Raw genomic sequence first — 25571 nt, forward strand, 5'->3', positions numbered from 1 at the left:
GGTAGGACCATGAGTGCGGCCCCTGCCCCGGTCCCTGCCGACTCCGGCACCCTGAGTGCGGTCGCCCACGGCGCGCACTACGACCCCCACGGCGTCCTCGGTCCGCACGTGGGCGACGGCGGCGTCACGATCCGCACGCTGCGCCCGCTGGCCGACAAGGTCGTCGTCATCACGGCCGACACCCGCGTGCCCGCGCAGCACGAGCAGGACGGGATCTGGGTCGCGGTCCTCCCGGGCGTCGACGTGCCGGACTACCGGATCGAGGTCACGTACGGCGACGACGTGAGCCTCGCCGACGACCCGTACCGCTTCCTCCCGACGGTCCAGGAGCTCGACCGGCACCTCATCCGCGAGGGCCGCCACGAGCAGCTGTGGACGGTCCTCGGTGCCCGCGTCCGCACGTACCCCGGCGTGCTGGGCGACGTCGAGGGCACGTCGTTCGCCGTGTGGGCACCCAACGCCCAGGCGGTGCGCGTCGTCGGCGACTTCAACTACTGGCAGGGCGCGACGCACGCGATGCGCTCGCTCGGCGACAGCGGCGTGTGGGAGATCTTCGCCCCGGGCGTCACGGCGGGCGCCCGCTACAAGTTCGAGATCCTGGGCCGCGACGGCTCGTGGCGCCAGAAGGCCGACCCCATGGCCCGCGGCACCGAGGTCCCGCCGGCGACGGCGTCCGTCGTCGTGGAGTCCCGCTACACCTGGTCCGACGACGAGTGGATGACCGCGCGGGCGCAGCGCGACCCGCACACCGGCCCCATGAGCGTCTACGAGGTGCACCTCGGCTCGTGGCGGCAGGGCCTGTCCTACCGTGACCTCGCGCACCAGCTCACCGAGTACGTCCTGGAGCTGGGTTTCACGCACGTCGAGTTCCTGCCCGTGGCGGAGCACCCCTTCGGCGGCTCCTGGGGCTACCAGGTGTCCTCCTACTTCGCCCCCACGTCCCGCTTCGGCCACCCCGACGACTTCCGCTACCTCGTCGACGCCCTGCACCGGGCGGGCATCGGCGTCATCGTCGACTGGGTGCCCGCGCACTTCCCCAAGGACGAGTGGGCGCTCGCCCAGTTCGACGGCACCGCGCTGTACGAGCACCCGGACCCGCTCCTCGGCGAGCACCCCGACTGGGGCACGTACGTCTTCAACTTCGGCCGGTCCGAGGTCCGCAACTTCCTCGTCGCGAACGCCGTGTACTGGCTCGAGGAGTTCCACGTGGACGGCCTGCGGGTCGACGCCGTCGCCTCGATGCTCTACCTCGACTACTCCCGGCGTCCCGGTCAGTGGCGCCCCAACAAGTACGGCGGCCGCGAGAACCTCGACGCCATCTCGTTCATGCAGGAGGCCAACGCCACCGCCTACAAGCGCGCGCCGGGCATCCTCATGATCGCCGAGGAGTCCACCGCCTGGCCCGGCGTCACCGCACCCACGGACGCCAACGGTCTCGGCTACGGCCTGAAGTGGAACATGGGGTGGATGAACGACACCCTCCGCTACGTCGCGGAGGAGCCCATCCACAAGCGCTACCACCACCACGAGGTCACGTTCTCGATGGTGTACGCCTACTCCGAGGCGTTCGTGCTCCCGCTGAGCCACGACGAGGTCGTGCACGGCAAGGGCTCGCTGTACGGCCGCATGCCCGGCGACCACTGGCAGAAGCTCGCCGGCGTCCGCCTGCTCCTCGCCTACCAGTGGACCCATCCCGGTAAGCAGCTGCTGTTCATGGGCGGCGAGTACGCGCAGCAGACCGAGTGGGCCGAGTCGCGCTCCCTCGACTGGCATGCGCTCGACGACCCGGGCCACGCCGGTGTGAGCACCGCCCTGCGCGACCTCAACCGCGTCTACCGCGACACTCCCGCTCTCTGGGAGCTCGACCACACGCCCGACGGCTTCGAGTGGATCGACTCCGACGACGCCGACCGCAACACCCTCGCCTACCTGCGCAAGTCCTCGGACGGCCAGCTCGCCGCGGTCGTGGTCAACTTCGCCGGTGTCCCGCACGAGGGCTACCGCCTGGCCCTCCCCCGCGGAGGTCGCTGGCGGGAGGCCTACAACTCCGACGCCGAGCCGTACGGCGGCTCCGGTGTCGGCAACCTCGGCGCCGTCGATGCCGAGCCGGTCCCGCACCACAGCCGCCCGTACTCCGCCTCGGTCCGCATCCCGCCGCTCGGCGCGGTCGTCTTCGTCTCCGACCCGCCCCCGCCCGCCTGACAGGCACACGAGCACCCGTCTCCCACGACGACCGACGCCCCCGACCGGTCCCGACCAGCCATCACCGACGTCGCAGCGGCGCCCCCCCCTCACGCGCACCCGACGTCCCAAGCAACCCGTCAGCCGTCAAAGCCCGTCAGCCGCGGAGCAGCCAACCGCTGCGCCCAGTCGGTGGCCGCGACCCGCCACCCGCTGTGCCCCGCCAGCCGCCGTGCGGAGACTGGCGGGTCAACACACGCAGCCGCCGTGTCCAGGCGGGCGCTCTGACCAGGCAGCCGCCGTGACCAGGCACCCGCCGTGACCAGGCACCCGCCGTGACCAGGCACCCGCCGTGACCAGGCACCCGCCGTGACCAGGCACCCGCCGTGACCAGGCAGGCCGACCAGGCAGGCCGACCAGGCAGGCGCCCGTGACGGCCGGCGCGGGGTACCGCAATCCCGTGACCCGTCTTCCCGACCGGGCCCCACGCCGCCCGCGCCCATGCGGCACGAGGAGGCACGCCGAGGAGAACACCTGGCCCGCGCGCCGCGTGTGCGCCACGCTGAGCGGGTGAGCGACGACTGCATCTTCTGCGGAGTGGTGGCCGGCACGGTCGAGTCGAGCCGTGTCTACGAGGACGACGCCGTCCTCGCCTTCATGGACATCCAGCCGGTGACGAACGGCCACCTGCTCGTCATCCCCAAGGCCCACGCTGCGTCCCTGGAAGATCTCGACGAGGAGCTGGGCGCGACGATGTTCCGGGCGGGCCACCGACTCGCGGCAGCCCTGCGCGCGTCGGGCCTCCCCTGCGATGGCGTGAACATGTTCCTCGCGGACGGTGAGGCAGCATTCCAGGAGGTGTTCCACGTCCACCTGCACGTCTTCCCCCGCACCCCGGGTGACGGCTTCCGCATCGACGCTGACTGGCGGGTCCGTCCCCGAGCCGAGCTCGACGACTCCGCCGCGCTCGTCCGCGCAGCACTTCCGGCCCACCACCGCTGATCCCGGGCTCAGGCACGCCCGCCCCTCCACACCAGCGCACGGCGCGCACACGACCGAGGGCGCTGAACCGCACGGTTCGGCCGTAGGAGGCGCACCCCAGAAACAGCCGCAGGACGCGCACCCCAGAAACAGAAAGAGCCACCCCATTGCTGGGGTGGCTCTTTCTGAATGGTGTCCGGCGGCGTCCTACTCTCCCACACCCTGGCGAGTGCAGTACCATCGGCGCTGAAGGGCTTAGCTTCCGGGTTCGGAATGGGACCGGGCGTTTCCCCTTCGCTATGACCGCCGTAACGTTGTCGAGTTGTCAAACGGGTTCCCGTTCGTCTCTCGGGAACCGCACAGTGGACGCGTAGCAATGAATGAGTGGTGAAGTTGTCGGCTTATTAGTACCGGTCAGCTGCGGCAGTCTTTGGTCCTGCCTTCCACATCCGGCCTATCAACCCCGTGGTCTAGCGGGGTGCCTCTCGGGACGAGTCCCGTGGAAACCTCATCTTGAAGCAGGCTTCCCGCTTAGATGCTTTCAGCGGTTATCCCTTCCGAACGTAGCCAACCAGCCGTGCTCCTGGCGGAACAACTGGCACACCAGAGGTTCGTCCGTCCCGGTCCTCTCGTACTAGGGACAGCCCTTCTCAAGTTTCCTGCGCGCGCAGCGGATAGGGACCGAACTGTCTCACGACGTTCTAAACCCAGCTCGCGTACCGCTTTAATGGGCGAACAGCCCAACCCTTGGGACCTACTCCAGCCCCAGGATGCGACGAGCCGACATCGAGGTGCCAAACCATGCCGTCGATATGGACTCTTGGGCAAGATCAGCCTGTTATCCCCGGGGTACCTTTTATCCGTTGAGCGACGGCGCTTCCACAAGCCACCGCCGGATCACTAGTTCCGACTTTCGTCCCTGCTCGACCTGTCAGTCTCACAGTCAAGCTCCCTTGTGCACTTGCACTCGCCACCTGATTGCCAACCAGGCTGAGGGAACCTTTGAGCGCCTCCGTTACATTTTAGGAGGCAACCGCCCCAGTTAAACTACCCACCAGGCACTGTCCCTGGTCCGGATCACGGACCGAGGTTAGATATCCAGAGCGACCAGAGTGGTATTTCAACGTTGACTCCACCGACACTGGCGTGCCGGCTTCACAGTCTCCCACCTATCCTACACAAGCCGCACCGAACACCAATACCAAGCTATAGTAAAGGTCCCGGGGTCTTTCCGTCCTGCTGCGCGTAACGAGCATCTTTACTCGTAGTGCAATTTCGCCGAGTTCGCGGTTGAGACAGCGGAGAAGTCGTTACGCCATTCGTGCAGGTCGGAACTTACCCGACAAGGAATTTCGCTACCTTAGGATGGTTATAGTTACCACCGCCGTTTACTGGGGCTTAAATTCTGAGCTTCGCCTTGCGGCTGACCCGTCCTCTTAACCTTCCAGCACCGGGCAGGCGTCAGTCCGTATACATCGTCTTGCGACTTCGCACGGACCTGTGTTTTTAGTAAACAGTCGCTTCTCCCTGGTCTCTGCGGCCCTTCGTGCTGCCCCGGGCGTGCCGGTTCACACGTCAGGCCCCCCTTCTCCCGAAGTTACGGGGGCATTTTGCCGAGTTCCTTAACCACGATTTGCTCGATCGCCTTGGTATTCTCTACCTGACCACCTGAGTCGGTTTGGGGTACGGGCGGCTAGAACCTCGCGTCGAGGCTTTTCTTGGCAGCATAGGATCACCAGATTCCCGCTATCGCGGTCACCGTCAGCTCTCAGGCTCGTGAGGTGCGGATTTGCCTACACCTCGCCCTACGACCTTGGACGTGGACTACCATCGCCACGCTTGGCTACCTTCCTGCGTCACCCCTGTTAATACGCTTACCTACTACCGGTTCGGGTCCCGTGCTCCCCGGCCCGGTGCACCCGAAGGTGCGGTGGGCCGGCTCGGACGGTTAGCATCACCGGGCTCGGTATGGGCGGTTCTTCGCCGGTACGGGAATATCAACCCGTTGTCCATCGACTACGCCTGTCGGCCTCGCCTTAGGTCCCGACTTACCCAGGGCGGATTAGCCTGGCCCTGGAACCCTTGGTCATTCGGCGGACGGGTTTCTCACCCGTCATTCGCTACTCATGCCTGCATTCTCACTCGTGTGGCGTCCACCGCTGGGTTACCCCGCGACTTCGCCCGCCACACGACGCTCCCCTACCCATCCACACGACTGAACCACGAAGGCTTGTCGAACGTGTGAATGCCACAGCTTCGGCGGTATGCTTGAGCCCCGCTACATTGTCGGCGCGGAATCACTTGACCAGTGAGCTATTACGCACTCTTTCAAGGGTGGCTGCTTCTAAGCCAACCTCCTGGTTGTCTGTGCAACTCCACATCCTTTCCCACTTAGCATACGCTTAGGGGCCTTAGCTGGTGGTCTGGGCTGTTTCCCTCTCGACTACGGAGCTTATCCCCCGCAGTCTCACTGCCACGCTCTGGCTTACCGGCATTCGGAGTTTGGCTAACGTCAGTAACCTGGTGGGGCCCATCGGCTATCCAGTAGCTCTACCTCCGGCAAGAAACGCGTGACGCTGCACCTAAATGCATTTCGGGGAGAACCAGCTATCACGGAGTTTGATTGGCCTTTCACCCCTAACCACAGGTCATCCCCCAGGTTTTCAACCCTGGTGGGTTCGGGCCTCCACGCGGTCTTACCCGCGCTTCACCCTGCCCATGGCTAGATCACTCCGCTTCGGGTCTAGAGCACGCGACTGTGTCGCCCTATTCGGACTCGCTTTCGCTACGGCTTCCCCACACGGGTTAACCTCGCCACGTACCACTAACTCGCAGGCTCATTCTTCAAAAGGCACGCCGTCACCCCTGCTAGGGAGGCTCCGACGGTTTGTAGGCACACGGTTTCAGGTACTATTTCACTCCCCTCCCGGGGTACTTTTCACCTTTCCCTCACGGTACTTGTCCGCTATCGGTCACTAGGTAGTATTTAGGCTTACACAGTGGTCTGTGCAGATTCACTCCAGGTTTCTCGGGCCCGGAGCTACTTGGGATCCCTCTCGGGAGGCCACGCCATTTCGTCTACGGGGGTACCACCCTCTGTGCCGGGCCTTTCAATGCCCTTCGACTATGACGCGACTTTCTGACTCCCTGCTGGTTCGGCAGAACCAACGGAAAGGTCCCACAACCCCGCATGCGCAACGCCTGCCGGCTTGAACACGCATACGGTTTGGCCTGATCCGCTTTCGCTCGCCACTACTCACGGAATATCTCTTCCTGCCGGTACTGAGATGTTTCACTTCCCGGCGTTCCCTCCACACACCCTATATATTCAGGTGCGGGTCACACGACATGACTCGTGCGGGGTTTCCCCATTCGGACATCCTCGGATCACGGTTCGTTTGCCAACTCCCCGAGGCTTATCGCAGGCTACCACGTCCTTCTTCGGCTCCTAGTGCCAAGGCATCCACCCTGTGCCCTTATAAACTTGACCACAAAGATCATTCAAAGATGCTCGCGTCCACTGTGCAGTTCTCAAGCTACGACCGGGTGACTCACCTGTTCACGTCCGGACGCCTACCCACCCCAAGGTGGACGGTTCGTCGGACCAGGCGGCCCGCAGGCCGACGCGCACCCCACCGCCCGCAGGCGACGCAAGTGCGCGACTCGACCCCGAGGTCAACAACCTTCCGGCTGTTCCCTCAGGACCCAACAGCGTGCCAGGCCGACCCCGTGACCCCGATGCATCTTCGTTCCCTCCCCACCGAAGCGGGCGTACTAGAAGGCACCGGCACCAGGCCGGCCGTAGTCGATGTTCCACCCTCGAGCACCACCCCCAGCTCATGCGGCCGGGGCGTGGGCCTGGACACCACAAGCCCACCCATGACAGGCGAACCCGGTGCCAGATGCTCCTTAGAAAGGAGGTGATCCAGCCGCACCTTCCGGTACGGCTACCTTGTTACGACTTAGTCCCAATCGCCAGTCCCACCTTCGACGGCTCCCCCCACAAGGGTTGGGCCACCGGCTTCGGGTGTTACCGACTTTCGTGACTTGACGGGCGGTGTGTACAAGGCCCGGGAACGTATTCACCGCAGCGTTGCTGATCTGCGATTACTAGCGACTCCGACTTCATGGGGTCGAGTTGCAGACCCCAATCCGAACTGAGACCGGCTTTTTGGGATTCGCTCCACCTCGCGGTATCGCAGCCCTTTGTACCGGCCATTGTAGCATGCGTGAAGCCCAAGACATAAGGGGCATGATGATTTGACGTCATCCCCACCTTCCTCCGAGTTGACCCCGGCAGTCTCCCATGAGTCCCCGGCATAACCCGCTGGCAACATGGGACGAGGGTTGCGCTCGTTGCGGGACTTAACCCAACATCTCACGACACGAGCTGACGACAACCATGCACCACCTGTACACCGACCTTACGGGGAGCACATCTCTGCACTTTTCCGGTGTATGTCAAGCCTTGGTAAGGTTCTTCGCGTTGCATCGAATTAATCCGCATGCTCCGCCGCTTGTGCGGGCCCCCGTCAATTTCTTTGAGTTTTAGCCTTGCGGCCGTACTCCCCAGGCGGGGCACTTAATGCGTTTGCTGCGGCACAGAGCTCGTGGAATGAGCCCCACACCTAGTGCCCAACGTTTACGGCATGGACTACCAGGGTATCTAATCCTGTTCGCTCCCCATGCTTTCGCTCCTCAGCGTCAGTTGCGGCCCAGTGACCTGCCTTCGCCATCGGTGTTCCTCCTGATATCTGCGCATTCCACCGCTACACCAGGAATTCCAGTCACCCCTACCGCACTCTAGTCTGCCCGTACCCACTGCAAGCCCCAGGTTGAGCCTGAGGTTTTCACAGCAGACGCGACAAACCGCCTACGAGCTCTTTACGCCCAATAATTCCGGACAACGCTTGCGCCCTACGTATTACCGCGGCTGCTGGCACGTAGTTAGCCGGCGCTTCTTCTGCAGGTACCGTCACTTGCGCTTCTTCCCTGCTGAAAGAGGTTTACAACCCGAAGGCCGTCATCCCTCACGCGGCGTCGCTGCATCAGGCTTTCGCCCATTGTGCAATATTCCCCACTGCTGCCTCCCGTAGGAGTCTGGGCCGTGTCTCAGTCCCAGTGTGGCCGGTCGCCCTCTCAGGCCGGCTACCCGTCGTCGCCTTGGTAGGCCGTTACCCCACCAACAAGCTGATAGGCCGCGAGCCCATCCCTGACCGAAAAACTTTCCAGACGCAACAGATGCCTGTACGTCTCATATCCGGTATTAGCGACCGTTTCCGGTCGTTATCCCAGAGTCAGGGGCAGGTTGCTCACGTGTTACTCACCCGTTCGCCACTGATCAGACAGAGCAAGCCCTGTCATCACCGTTCGACTTGCATGTGTTAAGCACGCCGCCAGCGTTCGTCCTGAGCCAGAATCAAACTCTCCGTAAATGTCTACATGGCACCCACCCACCGAAGCAGATGAGCAACCGACACACGAAACAGCCCCGAAGGGCCAATCAGATTCGGCTGTCAAGAGAAGACCCAGCCCACGGGGGTGGACCACGCCTCCTCGATCTCAACCAAGACCCACCACGACAACATCGCGGCAGACCATCTTGGCATCGACTACTTGGCACACTGTTGAGTTCTCAAGGAACAGACGCGCATCCTTCGTGGTCTCTCGACCCGCCCGGAGGCAACCGTTCTAACTTAGCGGACCGGCTCGTCCTCGTCAACCTGCCCTCTCGGGCTGGTCTGCGGGGGTGGAAGCTGGTTCCGGGTCCGGACACTCGTCGTCACCGGTGAGAGTCTCACCGGCTCGGAGATTCCAGGGGGTGTCTTCCCGGGGGACCAGCCACCGGGTTGATCCTCGGTGTCCGTTCCTCCCTGCCGGGCGACATCGAGAACATTACGCAGCGCCGGGAGCGAAGAGCAAATCCGCTCCCGGTGACCCCCGTCACTCGGCGTCCGCAGGCACGTCCGACCGGTCCTCGAGCGGCCTCCACCAGCACGAACGCCCCCGGTCCGGCTCGGGATGAGCCAGAACGGGGGCGTTCGTGGGAGGTGCCGCTCGAGGTCGGCCAGTCGCTGCGTCGACGGGGTCAGTACAGGGCGCTCGCCATGGCGCGGCGGGCCGCCACCACGCGGGGGTCCTCTCCCCCGACGACCTCGAACAGGTCCACCAGGCGCTGCCGGACACGCTCGCGGTCGTCACCGGCGGTGCGGCGCAGGAGGTCGACCAGCCGGCCGAACGCGTCCTCGACCTGACCGCCGAGGACGTCGAGGTCGGCGACGGCGAGCTGCGCGTCCACGTCGTCCGGCCGGTCGGCGGCCGCGGTGCGGGCGGTGCGCAGGTCGAGGTCACGGGTCCGGTCCAGCAGACCGACCTGCGCGAGGCCCGCACGGGCCAGGGCGTCACGCGGGTTCTCCCGCAGCGCCTGCTCGTACGCGGCACGCGCCGCCGGAAGGTCGTCCGCCTCGATCGCGTCGTACGCCGCCTGGTGGAGGGGCGGCAGCTCCGGCTCGGGCTCGGGCTCGTCGGCGGGACCGACCGGGGCGACACGGCCCGTGATGCCGTTGGCCTCGGCGGCCGCGAGCACCTGGTCGAGGACCGCGCGGACCTGGTCGCGGGGGTACGCGCCCTGGAACAGCGGCAGTGGCTGACCCGCGAGCACCGCGACGACGGTCGGCACCGACTGCGCCTGGAACGCGGCCGCGACCTGGGGGTTGGCGTCCGCGTCGATGCGTGCGAGCAGCCAGCGGCCCGCGTCCTGGTCCGCGAGCGCCGCGAGGTCGGCGGCCACCGTCGTGCTGACCTCGCTCCACGGCGCCCACAGCACCACCACGACCGGGTGCTGCGTCGAGGCCTGGACGACGTCGCCGAACGTCGCCTGGTCGACGTCGACCACGTACGCCGACGGCTTGTCGAGCCCACCCGGCGAACCAGGGGGCGGCGTCGTCCGGGCCAGGCCGGACAGGTCGACGGCACCGCGGACGTCGAGGCGGGGACGGGGCCCGGTGGGCTGGGACATGCGCGTCATCATCCTTCGTCGCCCGCCCCGGCAGGGGGTGCGGGCAGTGGGGTCGGTCAGGGGTCGGACGGGACGGTCGGGCCGCGGGCGGCCCGCGATGCTGCTACGAGGCGCTCGCCGCGGTCACGGCGTGCTCCGCCGCGAGCACCTGCACGGGCGCGCCGCTGCCCTCCGGCGGCACGTACATCACGAGCACGTCGGTGAACGTCCGGGTGAACGAACCACCCGCGCTCTGCGTGCCCGCCAGCGCAGCGTAGAACGGGTCCGAGATCGGGATGGTGCCGCCCGCCACGGTCAACGTCACGGTCGACACGGTCGTCACCTGCCCGACGACGATCGCCCCGCCGTCGACGGTCGCGAGACCGACGACCGACGCCGGGTCGACGGTGTACGTCTCCGTCGCGGTCCCCGCTGCCTGGACACCGGCGGCGGTGGCCGCCCGTGCCGCCTCGATGCCCGCCCGGAAGGCGTCGGGGGCGAAGCCCGCCGCGAACTGCGACGCGTCACCGTTCGTCAGGACGTCGGCGTAGCGGGCGAAGGCGTCCGTAGGTGTCGTCACCAGACCGGTCGCGTCCGGCGCCACGACCGCGCTGCCCGTCTCCGGGGCGGCGGTGGCGGGCATCTGCACGCCCTGGCCCATGCGGGCCCAGCCCCAGAGCTTGTACTGCTCGCGCGGTGCCGCCTGCTGGAGCACGAGGATCCGCGGCGCCTGCAGGTCGTCCGGCTGCTCGGTCACGACGAGCTGCGTGCGGGGCCACGCCGTCGTCTGCGGGACGATGAGGACCTGCTCGTCCGTCGGCAGGACCGTGGGCGGCTTCGCACCCGCCGTCGCCGACATGCGCACGTACTCCGCGGTCCTCGTCGCGAGCGCGGGACCCGTGACGCGCGGCGCGAGCGCCGCCGGGTCGAGAGCCACGTCGGCCTGCGCCAGGACCTCCCCCAGCTGCGTCAGCACGTCCGTCGACTGGTCGACCGTCGTGACGGCGGGCGCCACGGCGGGCGCCGGCTCGGGTGCGGGCTGCGGGAGCGGCGTCGCGCACCCGGCCAGGAGCGCCAGGCCGAGCGCGGCGGGCAGGACGCGGCGCGCGGTCATCGGCCGTCCTCCTCGGTGCGGGTGTCCTCGGTCTCGATCGGTGGCAGGCCCCAGGCCCGCCGCCACGCGTCGCCGCGCGAGCCCGCGGGGCTCGGCGCGGCGTCGTCCGGGCGCGGGCCGCCGGGGCCCGACGGGTCGGGGGTCGGCGGCAGCCAGGCGGGGCGCACGTGCGACGGTGCGTCCGGCGACGACGGAGAGCCCGCGCGGGACGGCTGACCCGGAGCCGGCGGGACGGGCGTCCAGCCGCCCGGGCGGGGCGCACCGGCCGGGGTCGCCCACGACGGACGTCCGGCGCCGTGGGTCGCCGGTCCCGACGGGACGGGCGACGGGCCGCCGGTGCCCGGCCGGGCCGGTGCGGGGCCGTCGGACGGGACGGGACGCGCCGCGGTCGGCGCCGGTGACGCGGTCGTCGCGCCGGGGCGTGCCGGCGTCGGGCCGTCGAACGGGCGCGGGGACCTCGTGCCGGCCGGCCCGTCCGGACCGCCGACCGCAGGGTTGCCCGGGCGTCCGGGCACACCGGGGTGCGCCGGGGTCGGACCGTCGGGACGCGCGGGGACGGGCCCGGGGCGGTCGGGCCCGGAACCGAACGGCGACCGGCCCGGACCCGTGCCCGGCACCGCGGTCGGGCCGTGGCTGCCCGGAGCGGAGGGGCCGCCGGGGCGGGGAGCGACGTGGGCGTGGGGCGGGCGAGCCGTGGCCGCACCGGTCCCGTCGCCGTACGGGCCAGGAGCGCCCGCGGCGCCGGCGCCGACCCGGTCCGGCGTGGCCTGCGACGCGGCGGGGCCGGGGGCGTCCCCGAGCCGCGCCGACGGTCCGCCCGTGAGCCACCCCGCGCCGGGCCGAGACGGCGAGGGTGCTTCGGGGCCTGGGCCGACCGCAGCAGCCGGCGCGCGGTCGTCGGCCGCGGGACGGTCGCCGCTCGACGGCGAAGACCCGGGGGCCACGACCGGGACCTGCCCGGTCCGCAGGGCGCGGCGGGTCCGGGCACGCGGCGCGGCATCCCGTGCGGCGGACGGGCCCGTCGCAGCGGCGGAGGCGGGACGGCCCTCGGTCGACGAGGCGGCGGCTGCAGCCGCGGCGGCGGCGAAGGGAGACGAGGACGACCCGGCCGCGGGCTCCGAGGCGGGCGAGCCCGTCGACGAGCCGGCAGGCACCGGGGCGCGTCCGACACCCGCCGCACGCGCGGCTGCGGCCTCGCGCAGCTGGCGACGCGTCAGCGCCGTGGCGGTCACGTCCTGGTCGGCCGCGACGGGGACCGGACCGGTGTGCACGTCCTTCCAGTGCGGCTCGTCGCCGCCGCGACGGCGGCGGAGCACGTCGTTCACGAGGAGGAAGAGCGCCGCGAGCACCAGGAGGCCGCCGACCACCACGCACGGCCACAGCCACGGCGTCGTCACGACGCGCGGCCAGGCCAGGGACAGCGTCGGTGCGGCCTCGCCCGTGCTCACGGCCAGCAGGCTCCAGCGGCCGGGCTGCGCGGGCCACACCAGCTCCGCGGACCCCTCCCCCGTCGCCTCGACGACCCACAGGTCCGAGCCGGTCGGGTCGGCCACGGTCGGGGCCGCCTCCTGCGCCGGCGCCGTCTCCGCGGGCGTCGCAGCAGGATCCGCCGGTGCCTCCGCGTCGGGGGCGGCGGACGCCGTGGGGGCCGGAGCGGCGACGTCCTCGACGGCGAGCTCGTGCCAGCCGTCCAGACCCGTGACGCGCGCGTGCGCGTCCTCGCCGACCCAGCCCTGCACGTCGGTGTCGCGACCGATCGCCAGCACCACGGGGGCGCCGCCGGCGGCCTCCACGGTGACGGTGACGGGGTCGCCGCCGAGCTCGAGGACGCCCGGGTCCGTGACGAGCACGTGGGCGTCGGACGAGACCTCGGCGACGAGGACGTCGTCGGCCCTCCAGACCGTCGCCGACGCGACGCCGAGACCGACGACGACGAGTCCGACGACGCCGAGCACGGCGATGATCAGTCGCTTGAGCACGCAGGATCCTCTCGGGACGAGAGAGTCCAGGATAGGCGGAGGCCCCCGGCAGGACCGAACGACACCGGACGAAACGGGCCTGACCGGCACCGTCGCACGGCGGGCCGCGGTCGCCCGGACCTCGGTCCGCGACCCCACGGTCGGGTGACGCGCGTATCCTGGCGGGCGGGGCACCGGCTGCCGTCGAGCACCTCGTCCGAGGAGCCCGCGCCGGTGTCCGCGAGCCCAGGAGGAACGCTCGTGCCCGACCCTCGCACGCCCTTCCCCGTCGTGAACTTCCGTGGCTACGAACGAGAGGCCGTCGACGCGAGGCTCGCGGCGCTCGAGCAGGCCGTCGCGGACGCGCGGGCGCAGGTGGAGGCCGCGGACGCGCGGGCGATGCAGGCCGCGGGCGAGCTGTCCGAGGCGCACCGCCAGCTCCGCGAGGCCGAGCGCCCGACGTACTCGGGCCTCGGCTCGCGCATCGAGCAGCTCCTGCGCTCCGCCGAGGAGCAGTCGTCCGACGTCGTCACGCAGGCGAACGCGCAGGCGGCCGACGCCCTCGCCCGCGCGAAGCTCGCCGCGGGACAGCTGCGTGCGCGTGCCGAGAACGAGGTCGCCGAGCTGCTCGCGACCGCGCGGCGCGAGGCCGAGGAGGTCCGCACGACCGCGTCGTCGGAGGCGGAGAGCACCCTGCTCGCGGCGCAGCGCCGCGCCGAGGAGCTCGTCGGGTCCGCGGAGCGCGAGGCCGCGCGGATCCAGAGCGCGATCACGACCGAGGAGAACGAGCGCCGCACGTCGCTCGAGCGCGAGCTCGGCACGCTGCGCGCGACCGTCGAGCACGAGGCCACGCAGCTGCGCGTCGCGACCGAGCGCACGGCCAGCGAGCTGCGCGCCGCGACCGAGGCCGAGACCACGGCCCAGCGCGAGGACGCCGAGCGGTACGCGCAGGACCTGCGGCAGGCCGCGGACGCGGACACCTCCGAGCTGCGCTCGCGCACCGAGGCCGAGCTCGCGGCGGCGCGCGCCGAGGTCGACCGGTACGTCGCCCGGCTGCGGTCCGAGGCGTCGCAGGAGATCGGTGCCGCACGGCAGGCCGCGGCCGCCGAGGTCACGTCGCTGCGGGTGCAGACCCAGGAGTACGCGGACGGCGTGCGCGCCAGCGCCGAGCGCGAGGCCACGGCCCTGCAGCAGCGGGTCGCCAGCGAGGTCGCCGCGCTGCGCACCGAGGCCGAGCAGTACGCCGCGTTCGTCCGGGCGAGCGCCGACCGGGAGGTCGGCGAGCTCCGTGCCGCCACCGCGGACGAGCTCGCGGCGGCGCGCACCGACGCCGAGCAGGCCGTCACGGCCCTGCGCACCGACGCCGAGCAGTACGCGGCCGAGACGCGGGCGCAGGCGGAGCGGGAGACGAGCGAGCTGCGCGAGCGCACCGAGCACGAGGCCACCCACCTGCGGCTGACGGTGCAGCGCGAGACGGACGAGCTGCGGGAGCTGACGGACCGCGAGACCAGCGAGCAGCGGAACGCGGCCGAGCGGGAGACGACCGAGCTCCGCGAGCGGGCGCGTCTCGAGGTCGACCGCGCGCTGACCGAGGCGCGCCGTACCGCGACCGAGATCGTCACCGCGGCGCGGACGCAGGCGGACGAGATGGTCCGCTCGGCCGAGCAGCGCCTCGCCGACGCCGAGCTGGAGATCGCGTCCAAGCGCGAGGCCAGCGAGCGGGAGGACGCCGCCCGGCACGACCAGGCGCGCGTCGAGACCGAGCGGCTCGTCGCCGACGCCGAGGCGCACGCCGCCGAGGCCGAGGAGCGCGTCGCGAAGGCGCTCGCCCAGGCCGAGCGCGTCCGGACCGACGCCGAGAACCACGCCCGCGAGCTCGTCGCCAACGCGCGACGCAACGCCGACCGGGTGGTCGCCGAGGCCCGCGAGCACGCCGAGAAGCAGATCACCGACGCGATGACGGAGTCGGAGCGCGAGCGCACGACCGCGCTGCGCCAGGTCGAGGACCTCCACCGCCAGCGGGAGTCGATCACGACCTACCTCGACGAGCTGCGCAACCTGCTCGGGCACAACCCCGACCGGGCCGCGCTCGACCGCGCGGCGAAGGCCGAGGCGGCGTTCGAGAAGGAGCAGGGCGCGCACGGCGTCAGCACGGCTACCGCGAGCGCACCTGCCCGCGCCGCCGGCCCGGCGGCCGGTGCCCGCTCCGAGGAGCAGACCGAGCGGTCCGCCGAGCGCGTCGCCGAGCGGCCCGCCGAGCGTGCGGAGCGTCCCGCCGAGCGGCCGAGCGTGCCCGCGCGGCCCGCGAAGGCGTCGCGTCCGGCCGGGCGGCCCACCAAGGCGCGTCCCGCACCCGTGTCGGCGGCTGTCCCCGTCGTGACGAAGGACGCGTCGCACGACGACGGCGGGGACGCGCCCACGGAGCCGACGTCGGGTCGGCAGCCCACGGGCGGGACCGACGCACCGGGCGGGGGCGAGCGGTCGACGCCCGACGTCAGCGCCGCGCAGGGCTCCGGGCCGGCCGAGGTCACCGCTGCCGGTGACGCGACGGCCGGCGGCGACACGCCGACGACCGGCGGCCAGGCCACGGCGTCCCAGGAGGCCGGCGACGCCGGTGCCCGCGACACGGACGAGACCGGGTCGGTCACGGCGTCCGAGGACCAGGCCACCGACGCGGGAGGCCGGGCGTCGAAGGGCTCCGACGCCGCGACGGACGACGAGACGGAGGGCTCCGGTGAGGACGCTCGCAGCTCCGACTCCGACGAGGACGCGCGGGCGGCGTCGCGCTGACGGCTCCGGGGGGCGGCGGTGCGTGCACCGCTGCCCCCAGGACGCGCACCCACGAGGTGAGGGACGAGATGAGCACGATCGACGACGCCGCGCGGTGGCGGGACGAGCGCCGCGCCGCCGCGGCCGCGCACGCCGACGCCCTCACCCGCAAGCAGCAGGCGGAGTCGCAGCAGGCGCGCCGGCTCATCGCCGAGTTCGTCGAGCGCGCGCTGCGCACGGGGCCCGCACCCGTCGAGCTGCGCGCGCGCAGCTACGACGGGCGGGCGCGGTACCGGACCCCGCTGCACGGCTGGTACCTGCGGCGGGACGAGTCCGTCGCGGTCGACACCGCGGGCGAGTTCTACGTGCTCAGCGCGCCGTCCAGCCTGGGCGCCCGGCTGCGGGGAGTCACCCCGGCGCCCAGCGACCCGCCGCTCGTGCTGGGCGCCGGGGGCAAGGACGGCGAGTCGCTGGACCTCACCCAGGCCCTCGCTCGGGTGCTCGAGGGCTGAGCACGCGGGCAGGCGGACGTCCCGGCCCGGCCTGGCAGCGGGCGGCGTCGGCGCAGCCGGTCAGCCCGCGGTGTCGGTGCGCTGCGCGAGGTCGGCGAGGGCGGCCGCAACGGCGTCCGGGGCCTCCAGCGCCGACAGGTGGCCCGCGCGGGCGACGACGACGAGCTGCGCGTCACGTGCCGTCTCGACGAGGTGCTCGGCGGCCTCCACCGGGGTGATCGTGTCCTCGTCGCCGACGACAACCTGCACCGGGCCGGGGAACGCCTGCAGCACGTCGGTCCGGTCCGGACGCGCCGCCATCGCGCGCTGCGACCAGGCGACCCCGACGGGGGGCTGGTCGTCGATCCAGCCGGACACGACGTCGACGAGCTCGGGACGGGCGGCGCGGGTGGTCTCCCCCAGGACGGCCGAGGCCATGGGACGCACCGGTTCGACGGTGGCGCCGTCCTGCGCCGCGTCGGCGATGCGCAGCCGGTTCGCGCGCGCCTCGTCGGTGTCCGCGGCCGACTTCGTGTCGACGAGAGCGAGGCCCGCGACGAGGTGCGGGTGCCGCTCGGCGAGCGCGAGCGCGACGTAGCCGCCCATGGACAGGCCCGCCACGACCGCGCGCTCGACGCCGGCTGCGCGCAGCTCGGCGGCGACGAGGTCGGCGGACGCCTCGAGGGACGGCTCCGGGAGCGCGTCGGTAGCACCCGGCGTCCCGGGCAGGTCGACGGCGAGGACCGCTCGCGTCCCGGGGACCGCGGCGGCGGTCGCGTCCCACATGCGGTGGTCGAGCGGGAAGCCGTGCAGCAGGACGAGCGGCAGGCCGTCGTCGCCGGAGCGGTACGTGTGCAGCGTCATGCGTCCTCCTCGCCGGCCGCGGCCGGGCTCTCGGCGGTGGTGCTGGGTCCGTCCCACGTGGTCGGCAGCGGGTCGTGCCCGGGAAGGACGTGCGCGACGACCTCGTCGAGCACGCGCCGGACGGCGGACTCCCCCACCCACAGGTGCTTGGCACCGTCGACACCGATGACCTCCGCCTGCGGGACGCGTGCGAAGCGCCGGCGGGCCTCGTCGGGGCGCAGGTAGTCGTCGTGCTCCGGCACGAGCACCACGAGCGGCTTGCCGAACGCGGCCCACGCGTCGAGGTCGGCGTCGGTCGCGCGGTGCAGCGGCGGCGACAGCAGGACGGCGCCCTCGATCGACGGGTCCCGGCCGTGCATGAGCGCGAGCTCGGTGCCGAAGGACCAGCCGACGAGCCAGCGGCGCGGCAGGTCGTGGAACTCGGCGTACTCGATCGCGGCGTGCACGTCGAACTGCTCGGCGACGCCACCGTCGAACGCGCCCTCGCTCGTGCCGCGCGGGCTGGACGTGCCGCGCGTGTTGAAGCGCAGGACGGCGAGGCCGGCGAGCGCGGGCAGCCGCCACGCGGCCTTGCGGTAGACGTGCGAGTCCATGTAGCCGCCGTGGGTCGGCAGCGGGTGCAGCGTGACGAGCGTGGCCGCGGGCACGGCCGGGCCGCCGTCGGGGTCGAGCGGGCGGGCGAGCTCGCCGACGAGGGTGAGCCCGTCGGCGGTGTGCAGCTCGACGTCCTCGCGGTGGGCGGGCAGGACGGTGAGCGAGCGGATGGGGGTCGCGGGCTGCGTGTGCGTGCTCATCGAGGTCGAGCCTAGGCCGGTGGGCGGCGGCCTGCGGCGCGGGGTCGGCGCGCGGTCGGCCCGGGGCCGGCACCGGTCGACGGACTCCCGTCCGGGTCAGGCGCGCGAGGCGCGGACCGTCGTCGCGGCGTGCTCGAGCAGCACGGCGACGCCGTCGTCGGCGTTGGCGGGCAGGACGTGGTCGGCGGCGTCGCGGACCACGGGGTACGCGTTCGCGACCGCGAACGCGGTGCCCGCCCACGCGAGCATCGGCAGGTCGTTCGGGGCGTCGCCGACGGCCCAGACGTCGGCCGCGTCGACGCCCTGCGTGGCCGCCCACCGCGCGAGGCCGGCGGCCTTGGTCACGCCCGGCCCGCTGATCTCGCCGAGGCCGTGCGCGCCCGAGTCCGCGACGACGGCGAGGTCGCCCACGACGTCCACGAGCGCGTCGACGAAGGCCGCGCCGTCGCGCGGGTCGCCGCTCGTCCGCACGAGCAGCTTGAGGGTGGGACCGGACAGGACGTCCTCGATGCGGGCGGCCGCGCGGGAGCCTGCGGGGACGGCGTGCTCGCTGAGGAACCGGTGCTCGTGAGCGAAGCCGTCGGCACCCTCGGCGGCGAGGTGGACGTGGTCGGCCCCCCAGCGCGCGCGGATGCGGGCCGCGAGGTCGGCGACGACGTCGGCGGGCATGCCGTGCTGCTCGAGCACCTGCAGCGTGCCGACGTCGACCACCGACGCCCCGTTGGCGCACAGCGCGACGCCGTGGCCGGCGACGTGCGGCTGCAGGTCGGCGAGCCACCGGTGCGGGCGGGCGGTGACGAACACGACGGCGAGCCCGGCGTCCTCGGCCGCCGCGAGGGCTGCGGCGGTGCGCGCCGACACGGTGCCGTCGGGGCGCAGGAGCGTCCCGTCGAGGTCGGTCGCGACGAGGCGCGGCGGCGTGCGCGGGAGGTCGTCCGCGTGCCCGGCACCCGGGGGGACGGTGGGTGCGACCTGCGGCGCACCGTCGTCGGCGGGTCTGGTCACGTGGCGCACCCTAGCGCCGCGTCGGGCGGCGTCGCGCCCGGGCCTGCCAGCACGAGGCGTGCCAGTGGCGGCGCCCCTCGACGGCCTCGCCGAGCAGCGTGTCGGACCGCCAGGCGACGACGTGGGCGGTGCCCGGTGCCACGAGCTGGTCGCACCCGGGGCAGCGGTACTCGCGGTCGGAGCCGCGGACGTGCTGCACGACCCACTCGCCGTCGGGTGCGCTCTCGGAGCGACGCCCGCCCGTGGCGCGTCCGAGGTCGAGCTCGACGTGCTCGGCGCCGTAGGGGCGCCTGGTCGAGCGTCGGCTGCGGGGCACGGGACCATCCTCCCCCGGGTCGGTGCGGGACGACGGACGGCCCGTCCCTCGCGGTGCGGGGACGGGCCGTCGTGCCGGGCGGGTCAGGGCTGGTAGGTCGCGGCGTCCTCGGCCGGAGCGATGGTGCGGGTGCGCACGAGCTCGCGGTACCAGAGGCCCGAGTCCTTCACGATGCGCTCGTGCGTGTCGTAGTCGACGCGCACGATGCCGAACCGGCGGTCGTAGCCGTAGGCCCACTCGAAGTTGTCGAGCAGCGACCACACGAAGTAGGCGCGCACGTCGGCGCCCTTGTCGATGGCCTCGCCGACGGCGTCGACGTGGTCGTGCAGGTAGCCGACGCGCTCGGGGTCGTGCACGCGGCCGTCCTCGCTGACCGTGTCGTAGAACGCGGCACCGTTCTCCGTGATCGCCAGGGGCTGGCTGGGGTAACGGTCGCGCAGCTCGAGCAGCAGGTCGACGAGGCCGTCGGGCTCGATGTTCCAGCCCATCGCGGTGTGCGGGCCGGGCTGCGGGAGCCACTCGACCTCGTCGGCGCCGACCCACGAGGAGTGCTCGGAGGCGCGGTGGCCGTCGGGGCCCGGCTTGCCCGGGTCGGCGCCCGCGGCGCTGCCCTTCTTCACGCGGCCGGTCGAGTAGTAGTTGACGCCGAGCACGGTGAGCGGGATGCGGATGAGCTCGAGGTCGCCCGGCTCGACGAAGGACCAGTCGGTGAGGTGCGCGGTGTCCGCGAAGACCTCCTTGGGGTACTCGCCGTCGAGCAGCGGGCCGAGGAAGACCTCGTTCGCGATGGTGTCGATGCGGCGCTTGGCCTCGACGGAGTCGGCGGAGTCGTCGGCGGCGCGCGTCACGTGCAGGTTGAGCGTGATCGAGACGGGCGCGTTCTCGCCGAGGACCTCGCGGATCGCGCGGCCCGCGAGGCCGTGCGCGAGGTTGAGGTGGTGGACGGCGCGCAGGGCCTTGACCGGGTCGGTGACGCCGGGGGCGTGCACGCCTGAGGCGTAGCCGAGGAACGCGGAGCACCACGGCTCGTTGAGCGTGGTCCACAGGTCGACGCGCTTGCCGAGGACCTCGGCGAGCTTGCGCGCGTACTCGGCGAACCGGTACGCCGTCGCGCGGTTCGCCCAGCCGCCCTCGTCCTCCAGGGGCTGCGGGAGGTCCCAGTGGTACAGCGTCGCGACGGGCTTGATGCCGGCGGCGATGAGCCGGTCGACGAGGTCGGAGTAGAAGTCGAGCCCGGCCTGGTTGAACTCGCCCGAGCCGGTCGGCTGGATGCGGGGCCAGGCGATCGAGAACCGGTAGGCCTGCAGGCCGAGGCTCTTCATGATCTCGACGTCCTCGGGGACGCGGTGGTAGTGGTCGACCGCGACGTCGCCGGTGTCGCCGTTGAGGACCTTGCCCGGGGTGCGGGAGAACGTGTCCCAGATCGACGGGCCGCGACCGCCCTCGTCGTGCGCGCCCTCGATCTGGTAGGAGGCCGTGGCCGAGCCCCACAGGAAGTCGTCGGAGAACTGGCGGCCCGAGGGGCGCGTGGTGGTCATGAGGGTCCTTCGGGTTTCGGTGACAGGGGGTGGCCGGGGCGGGGACTGCTGCGTCCCCGGTGCGTGCCCGGTGGCCGGGTGGCGGTGTCGAAACGATACGATACACGCGTGGGACCGCTCCCGCGACCCCGTCGACGCGTCTTCTTGACCGGTACGGTAGCGGCCCTCGCCGGGCCGCGGCGGCGTGGGCGACCGGCCTGCTGGAACCGGTCGCCCACGCGCCTCACACCGCCAGCTCGACGACCTCCTGGCCGGCGTCGGCGTGCGCCTCGCCGCCCGGGCCGTCGTCCGACGGCGCGACCTCGACCGACCAGGGCGCGGACGTCCCGCGTGCGACCACGCGCACCGTGCGGCCCTGCCGGCTGACCTCGAACTCCGCCGTCCCGGCCCTCGCCGGGACCCGCGTGACCGACCGGTGGCCGTCGGCGACGTCGAACAGGCGCAGCGTCAGGCCGTCGCGCCAGTCCGCGTCCGGCCGCTCGCCGCGCGCCGCGACGGGCAGCACCGCGCCGGGCCGCACGTAGAGCGGCAGCGAGTCGAAGCCGTGCCGCTCGCGCACCCACCGCGGGCCCGTGACCCGCTCGCCCGTCAGCAGCGACGTCCACGTGCCCTCCGGCACGTACACGTCGACCTCGCCGTCGGCCGAGAACACCGGCGCGACCAGCACGTCGTCGCCCAGCATGTACTGGGTGTCGACCGTCCGGGCGCCCCGGTCGTCGGGGAACTGCAGCACCATCGGCCGCATCACGGGCACGCCCTGCTCGTGCGCCTGCAGCCCCGCCTCCGCCAGGTACGGCATCAGGCGCAGCTTGAGCCGGGTGAACGCGCGCGCGACGTCGACGGCCTCCTCGTCGAACGCCCACGGCACGCGGTACGACGACGAGCCGTGCAGGCGCGAGTGCGACGAGAGCAGCCCGAACGCGAGCCACCGCTTGAACACGGCCGGGTCAGGCGTTCCCTCGAACCCGCCGATGTCGTGGCTCCAGTACCCGAAGCCCGACAGCGCGAGCGACAGGCCACCGCGCAGCGACTCCGCCATCGACGCGAACGTCGACTCCGAGTCGCCGCCCCAGTGCACCGGGAACTTCTGGCCGCCCACGGTCGCGGACCGCGCGAACAGCACCGCCTCGCCCTCGCCGCGCTCCTCGCGCAGCAGGTCGAACACCGCCTCGTTGTAGAGGTACGTGTAGTAGTTGTGCATCCGCTCCGGGTCGGTGCCGTCGTGCCAGACGACGTCCGTCGGGATCCGCTCCCCGAAGTCCGTCTTGAAGCAGTCGACGCCCTGGCCCAGCAGCACCCGCAGCTCGTCGGTGTACCAGCGCACCGCGTCCGGGTTGGTGAAGTCCACCAGGCCCATGCCCGCCTGCCACAGGTCCGTCTGCCAGACGGAGCCGTCGGCCCGCCTGACGAGGTAGCCGCGCTCCTTGCCCTGCGCGAACAGCCGCGAGCGCTGCGCGATGTACGGGTTGATCCACACGCAGATGCGCAGGCCCTTGGCCTTGAGCCGGGCGAGCATGCCGTCGGGGTCCGGGAACGTCGCCGGGTCCCAGACGAAGTCGCTCCAGTGGAACTCGCGCATCCAGAAGCAGTCGAAGTGGAACACCGACAGCGGGATGCCGCGCTCGGCCATGCCGTCGACGAAGCTCGTCACGGTCGCCTCGTCGTAGCTCGTCGTGAACGACGTCGACAGCCACAGGCCGTACGACCAGTCGGGGACGCGCGCGGGGCGGCCCGTCAGCGCGGTGTACTTGCGCAGCACGTCCTTGGGCGTCGGGCCGTAGATGACGTAGTACTGCAGCGACTCGCCCTGGACCGAGAACTGCGAGCGCGAGACGACCTCGGTGCCGATCTCGTACGACACGAGCCCCGGGTGGTCGACGAAGACGCCGTACCCCGCGTCCGAGACGTAGAACGGCACGTTCTTGTACGCCTGCTCCGACGCGGTGCCGCCGTCGGCGTTCCAGATGTCGACGCTCTGGCCGTTCTTCACGAACGCGCCGAACCGCTCCCCCAGGCCGTAGACGTGCTCGCCGACGCCGAGCGTGAGCTGCTCGTGCACGTACCGGTCGCCGCGCGCGTCCGTGACGACGCCGATGCTGCGCGGGGTCGACGCCGTCAGGGGGCGCCCGTCGCCCTCGAAGACGACGTTCCACTCCCCCTGCGTGCGGACCTTCGCCGTCAGGCTGCCCGCGGTGAACGTCGCGACGCCCTCCTCACCGCCGGGCGCGACCTTGACGCCGGCCGGTGCGGTCGCGAGCGCGAAGTGCGGGCCGCGGTCGACGCCGCCCTGGAAGTGCTCGATGCGCACCCCGACGACGTCGTCCATCGGGGAGCTGAACGTCACCGTGACGAGCGGGCGGTTCAGCGTGTCGCCGCGCGAGGTGAGCGGTGCCGTCGAGGACCACACGGTCAGGGTGTCGTCGCCGACGTGGACGTCCGCCACGTCGCGCGGGCGCAGGATCGTCGTCCCGGGCTGCGGGAGCCAGTACCCGTCGGTGAACTTCATGGTGTCTCCTCGGTCGGTGCCAGCAGGGCCGCGGCACCCTCGGCGGGCAGGTGCAGCTCGTCGGCGACCGCGTCGCCCGTGAGCAGGTCGGTCGACCCCGCGGCCCAGGCGGGCAGCGGGACGGCGCGGGGCGAGCGGGAGCGGTTGAGCAGGAAGAGGACGTCGCCGCGGCGCGCGGCCTCGACGTCCTCGGGCAGGTCGACCAGCGGCGCCGCGACGCCGGCGGCGGCGAGCGCGTCGGCCAGCACGGCGGCGAGCACGTCGCGCGGCGGGACGGTCGTGACGTACCAGGCCTCGCCGCCACCGGGGTCGCGGCGGCGCAGCAGGGCGGGGTGGCCCGCGAGGTCGCCGTCCGCGTAGGTCGCGAGCACCTCGGCGCCGTCGGTGCGGACGTGCTCCGACCACGTCGTCGCGGTGAAGGTCCCGTACCGGTCGGACGCGACGGTGACGCCCGCGTCGTCGAGCGGGCGCCAGTCCTCGCCGGACGCCCCCAGCACGCCGGTCCACGGCACCGGGAAGCGGCCGCGCCGCACGCGCGCGTGCTCGTCGGCGACACCGCTGAACGGACCGACGAGCAGGACACCGCCGCGCGCGGGCACGGTCGCCACGTTCGCGGCGGACGCGTCGTCGACCGCGTGCAGCGACGGCACGACCACGACGTCGTAGCGGTCCAGGTCCGCCGACGGCGGCACGACGTCCGTCGCGACCCCGGCGCGCCACAGCGGCTCGTGGTACGCCGCGAGCTGCCCGAGGACGTCGAGCCGCGCGCTGGGCCGGGCCGGCAGCAGCTCGCCCGCCCACCATGCGGGCCAGTCGAAGACGAGCGCGACGCGCGCGTCGACGCGCGTGCCGGCTACCGGGCGCAGCCGCTGCAGCAGCGCGCCCTGCGCGCGGACCGCACGGTGCAGGTCGGTGTCCGGGCCGGCGTGCGGGACCATCGCCGAGTGGAAGCGCTCGGCGCCCCCGGTCGACGCACGCCACTGGAAGTAGCAGACCCCGTCGGCGCCGTGCGCGACCGCCCGCAGGGAGTCGAGCACCATGGTGCGGGTGCTCTTCGGGACGTTGTGCGCGCGCCAGTTGACCGCGCCCGCGGCCTGCTCCATGAGCAGCCACGGCTCGCCGCGCCGGACGCCGCGCACCAGGTCGTGCGCGAGGGCCGCGCGTGCGGGCGAGGCGGGGTCCGCGGGGTCGGTGTAGCAGTCGTCGGCGACGACGTCGACGTCGTCGGCCCACGCGTGCTGGTCGACGCCCGGGAAGAAGTTCATGAAGTTCGTCGTGACGGGTGCCGCCGAGCGCTCCCGGATGATCGCGACCTGCTCGCGGTGCACCTCGCGCAGCTGGTCGGAGGTGAACCGGCGGAAGTCGAGCTCCGCCGCGGGGTTGTGCAGGTACGGGGCGGTCCGCGGCGGCACGACCTCGTCGAAGGACGAGTACCGCTGGCTCCAGAACGCAGTGGCCCACGCGGCGTTGAGCGCGTCGACGTCGCCGTAGCGGTCGCGCAGCCAGGTCCGCAGGCGCTGCGCGCACAGGTCGCACCAGCACGTCTGGCCGAACTCGTTGCCGACGTGCCACATCGCGACCGCGGGGTGCTCGGCGTAGCGGTCGACCAGGACCTGCACGACACGCGCGACGTGGTCGCGGTACACCTGCGACCCGGGGCAGAAGTGGTTGCGCGAGCCGACGGACATCCGGACGCCCTGCGCGTCGACGGCGCACGTCTCGGGGAAGCGGTGCGCGAGCCACGGCGGCGGGGACGCGCACGGGGTGGCGAGGTCGACGGCGACGCCCGCGCCGTGCAGGAGGTCGAGCACCTCGTCGAGCCACGCGAGCTCGAACCGGCCGGGCTCGGGCTCGAGCGTGGCCCAGGAGAAGATGCCGACCGAGACGAGGTTGACCCCCGCCGCCTGCATGAGCGCGACGTCCTCGCGCCACACGTCGGGCGTCCACTGCTCGGGGTTCCAGTCGCCGCCGTAGAGCACGCCGCGCGGGGCGGTCAGCGTGTCGAGCCCGCTCATCGCCGCTCCCTCGTGCAGGTCCGCCCCGTCGCGCCCCGCGTG

Annotated in this window: 14 protein-coding genes and 3 rRNA genes; 4 read left to right on the top strand and 13 right to left on the bottom strand. The window is 71.9% G+C overall.

The window, feature by feature from the left end; all coding sequences use genetic code 11:
• Nucleotides 1–9: 9 nt before the first annotated feature.
• Complete coding sequence (gene glgB / locus CELF_RS13975) at nucleotides 10–2202, top strand: 1,4-alpha-glucan branching protein GlgB (protein WP_013771922.1); 2193 nt, start codon at nucleotides 10–12, stop codon at nucleotides 2200–2202.
• 549 nt (nucleotides 2203–2751) lie between these two features.
• Nucleotides 2752–3183 (top strand): HIT family protein, encoded by a 432-nt coding sequence (locus tag CELF_RS13980; protein WP_041554396.1) that lies wholly within the window; start codon nucleotides 2752–2754, stop codon nucleotides 3181–3183.
• Between the two features lie 173 nt (nucleotides 3184–3356).
• On the opposite strand, the gene rrf is transcribed toward CELF_RS13980, so the two are convergent.
• The 6 genes from rrf to CELF_RS14010 form a co-directional block, all read right to left on the bottom strand.
• Nucleotides 3357–3473: ribosomal RNA gene (gene rrf / locus CELF_RS13985) — 5S ribosomal RNA — on the bottom strand.
• Between the two features lie 73 nt (nucleotides 3474–3546).
• Nucleotides 3547–6652: ribosomal RNA gene (locus tag CELF_RS13990) — 23S ribosomal RNA — on the bottom strand.
• Between the two features lie 423 nt (nucleotides 6653–7075).
• Nucleotides 7076–8597, bottom strand: a 16S ribosomal RNA gene (locus tag CELF_RS13995).
• Together the 16S, 23S and 5S rRNA genes form the textbook arrangement of a ribosomal RNA operon.
• Before the next feature lie 653 nt (nucleotides 8598–9250).
• Nucleotides 9251–10180 carry a tetratricopeptide repeat protein gene (locus CELF_RS14000; RefSeq protein WP_041554398.1) on the bottom strand — a complete coding sequence of 310 codons (930 nt, stop codon included), beginning with the start codon at nucleotides 10178–10180 and terminating at the stop codon, nucleotides 9251–9253.
• 103 nt (nucleotides 10181–10283) lie between these two features.
• The gene (locus CELF_RS14005; protein ID WP_013771925.1) at nucleotides 10284–11273 is read right to left on the bottom strand and encodes a DUF8094 domain-containing protein; all 990 of its coding nucleotides are present in this window, start codon (nucleotides 11271–11273) and stop codon (nucleotides 10284–10286) included.
• Nucleotides 11270–13252, bottom strand: a complete 1983-nt coding sequence (locus tag CELF_RS14010; RefSeq protein WP_013771926.1) for a hypothetical protein — start codon at nucleotides 13250–13252, stop codon at nucleotides 11270–11272. Before CELF_RS14010 ends, CELF_RS14005 begins: the two co-directional genes overlap by 4 nt.
• A gap of 240 nt (nucleotides 13253–13492) precedes the next feature.
• Between CELF_RS14010 and CELF_RS19605 the strand changes: the two genes are divergently transcribed.
• Together CELF_RS19605 and CELF_RS14020 are read left to right on the top strand one after the other, a co-directional pair.
• A complete protein-coding gene (locus CELF_RS19605; protein WP_013771927.1) occupies nucleotides 13493–16021 on the top strand; it encodes an Apolipoprotein A1/A4/E in 2529 nt (842 codons plus the stop codon).
• Nucleotides 16022–16089: 68 nt separating this feature from the next.
• On the top strand, nucleotides 16090–16512 hold the full coding sequence (locus tag CELF_RS14020; protein WP_013771928.1) for a hypothetical protein: 423 nt from the start codon (nucleotides 16090–16092) through the stop codon (nucleotides 16510–16512).
• A gap of 60 nt (nucleotides 16513–16572) precedes the next feature.
• On the opposite strand, the gene CELF_RS14025 is transcribed toward CELF_RS14020, so the two are convergent.
• The 7 genes from CELF_RS14025 to CELF_RS14055 form a co-directional block, all read right to left on the bottom strand.
• Nucleotides 16573–17355 carry an alpha/beta fold hydrolase gene (locus CELF_RS14025; RefSeq protein ID WP_013771929.1) on the bottom strand — a complete coding sequence of 261 codons (783 nt, stop codon included), beginning with the start codon at nucleotides 17353–17355 and terminating at the stop codon, nucleotides 16573–16575.
• Nucleotides 17352–18149: an alpha/beta hydrolase gene (locus CELF_RS14030; RefSeq protein WP_013771930.1), complete on the bottom strand. Its 798-nt coding sequence runs from the start codon at nucleotides 18147–18149 to the stop codon at nucleotides 17352–17354. The genes CELF_RS14025 and CELF_RS14030 overlap by 4 nt, the downstream gene beginning before the upstream one ends.
• A 96-nt stretch (nucleotides 18150–18245) precedes the next feature.
• On the bottom strand, nucleotides 18246–19154 hold the full coding sequence (locus CELF_RS14035; protein WP_013771931.1) for an HAD family hydrolase: 909 nt from the start codon (nucleotides 19152–19154) through the stop codon (nucleotides 18246–18248).
• Between the two features lie 10 nt (nucleotides 19155–19164).
• Nucleotides 19165–19470 (bottom strand): hypothetical protein, encoded by a 306-nt coding sequence (locus tag CELF_RS14040; protein ID WP_013771932.1) that lies wholly within the window; start codon nucleotides 19468–19470, stop codon nucleotides 19165–19167.
• An 83-nt stretch (nucleotides 19471–19553) separates the two neighbouring features.
• Complete coding sequence (locus CELF_RS14045) at nucleotides 19554–21008, bottom strand: glycoside hydrolase family 1 protein (protein ID WP_013771933.1); 1455 nt, start codon at nucleotides 21006–21008, stop codon at nucleotides 19554–19556.
• Nucleotides 21009–21231: 223 nt separating this feature from the next.
• Entirely contained in the window at nucleotides 21232–23514 is a 2283-nt protein-coding gene (gene yicI, locus CELF_RS14050; RefSeq protein WP_013771934.1) for an alpha-xylosidase, read from the bottom strand.
• Nucleotides 23511–25529, bottom strand: a complete 2019-nt coding sequence (locus CELF_RS14055) for a beta-galactosidase (protein WP_013771935.1) — start codon at nucleotides 25527–25529, stop codon at nucleotides 23511–23513. Before CELF_RS14055 ends, yicI begins: the two co-directional genes overlap by 4 nt.
• Between the last annotated feature and the right edge of the window lie 42 nt (nucleotides 25530–25571).

The sequence above is a fragment of the Cellulomonas fimi ATCC 484 genome, from assembly GCF_000212695.1.
Lineage (GTDB): Bacteria > Actinomycetota > Actinomycetes > Actinomycetales > Cellulomonadaceae > Cellulomonas > Cellulomonas fimi.

Coding starts and splice junctions, on each gene's coding strand:
- CELF_RS14045 (WP_013771933.1), bottom strand. CDS start 21,008: ATGACCACCACGCGCCCCTCGGGCCGCCAGTTCTCCGACGACTTCCTG.
- CELF_RS14020 (WP_013771928.1), top strand. CDS start 16,090: ATGAGCACGATCGACGACGCCGCGCGGTGGCGGGACGAGCGCCGCGCC.
- CELF_RS14055 (WP_013771935.1), bottom strand. CDS start 25,529: ATGAGCGGGCTCGACACGCTGACCGCCCCGCGCGGCGTGCTCTACGGC.
- CELF_RS14030 (WP_013771930.1), bottom strand. CDS start 18,149: ATGAGCACGCACACGCAGCCCGCGACCCCCATCCGCTCGCTCACCGTC.
- CELF_RS14000 (WP_041554398.1), bottom strand. CDS start 10,180: ATGTCCCAGCCCACCGGGCCCCGTCCCCGCCTCGACGTCCGCGGTGCC.
- CELF_RS14005 (WP_013771925.1), bottom strand. CDS start 11,273: ATGACCGCGCGCCGCGTCCTGCCCGCCGCGCTCGGCCTGGCGCTCCTG.
- CELF_RS14025 (WP_013771929.1), bottom strand. CDS start 17,355: ATGACGCTGCACACGTACCGCTCCGGCGACGACGGCCTGCCGCTCGTC.
- glgB (WP_013771922.1), top strand. CDS start 10: ATGAGTGCGGCCCCTGCCCCGGTCCCTGCCGACTCCGGCACCCTGAGT.
- yicI (WP_013771934.1), bottom strand. CDS start 23,514: ATGAAGTTCACCGACGGGTACTGGCTCCCGCAGCCCGGGACGACGATC.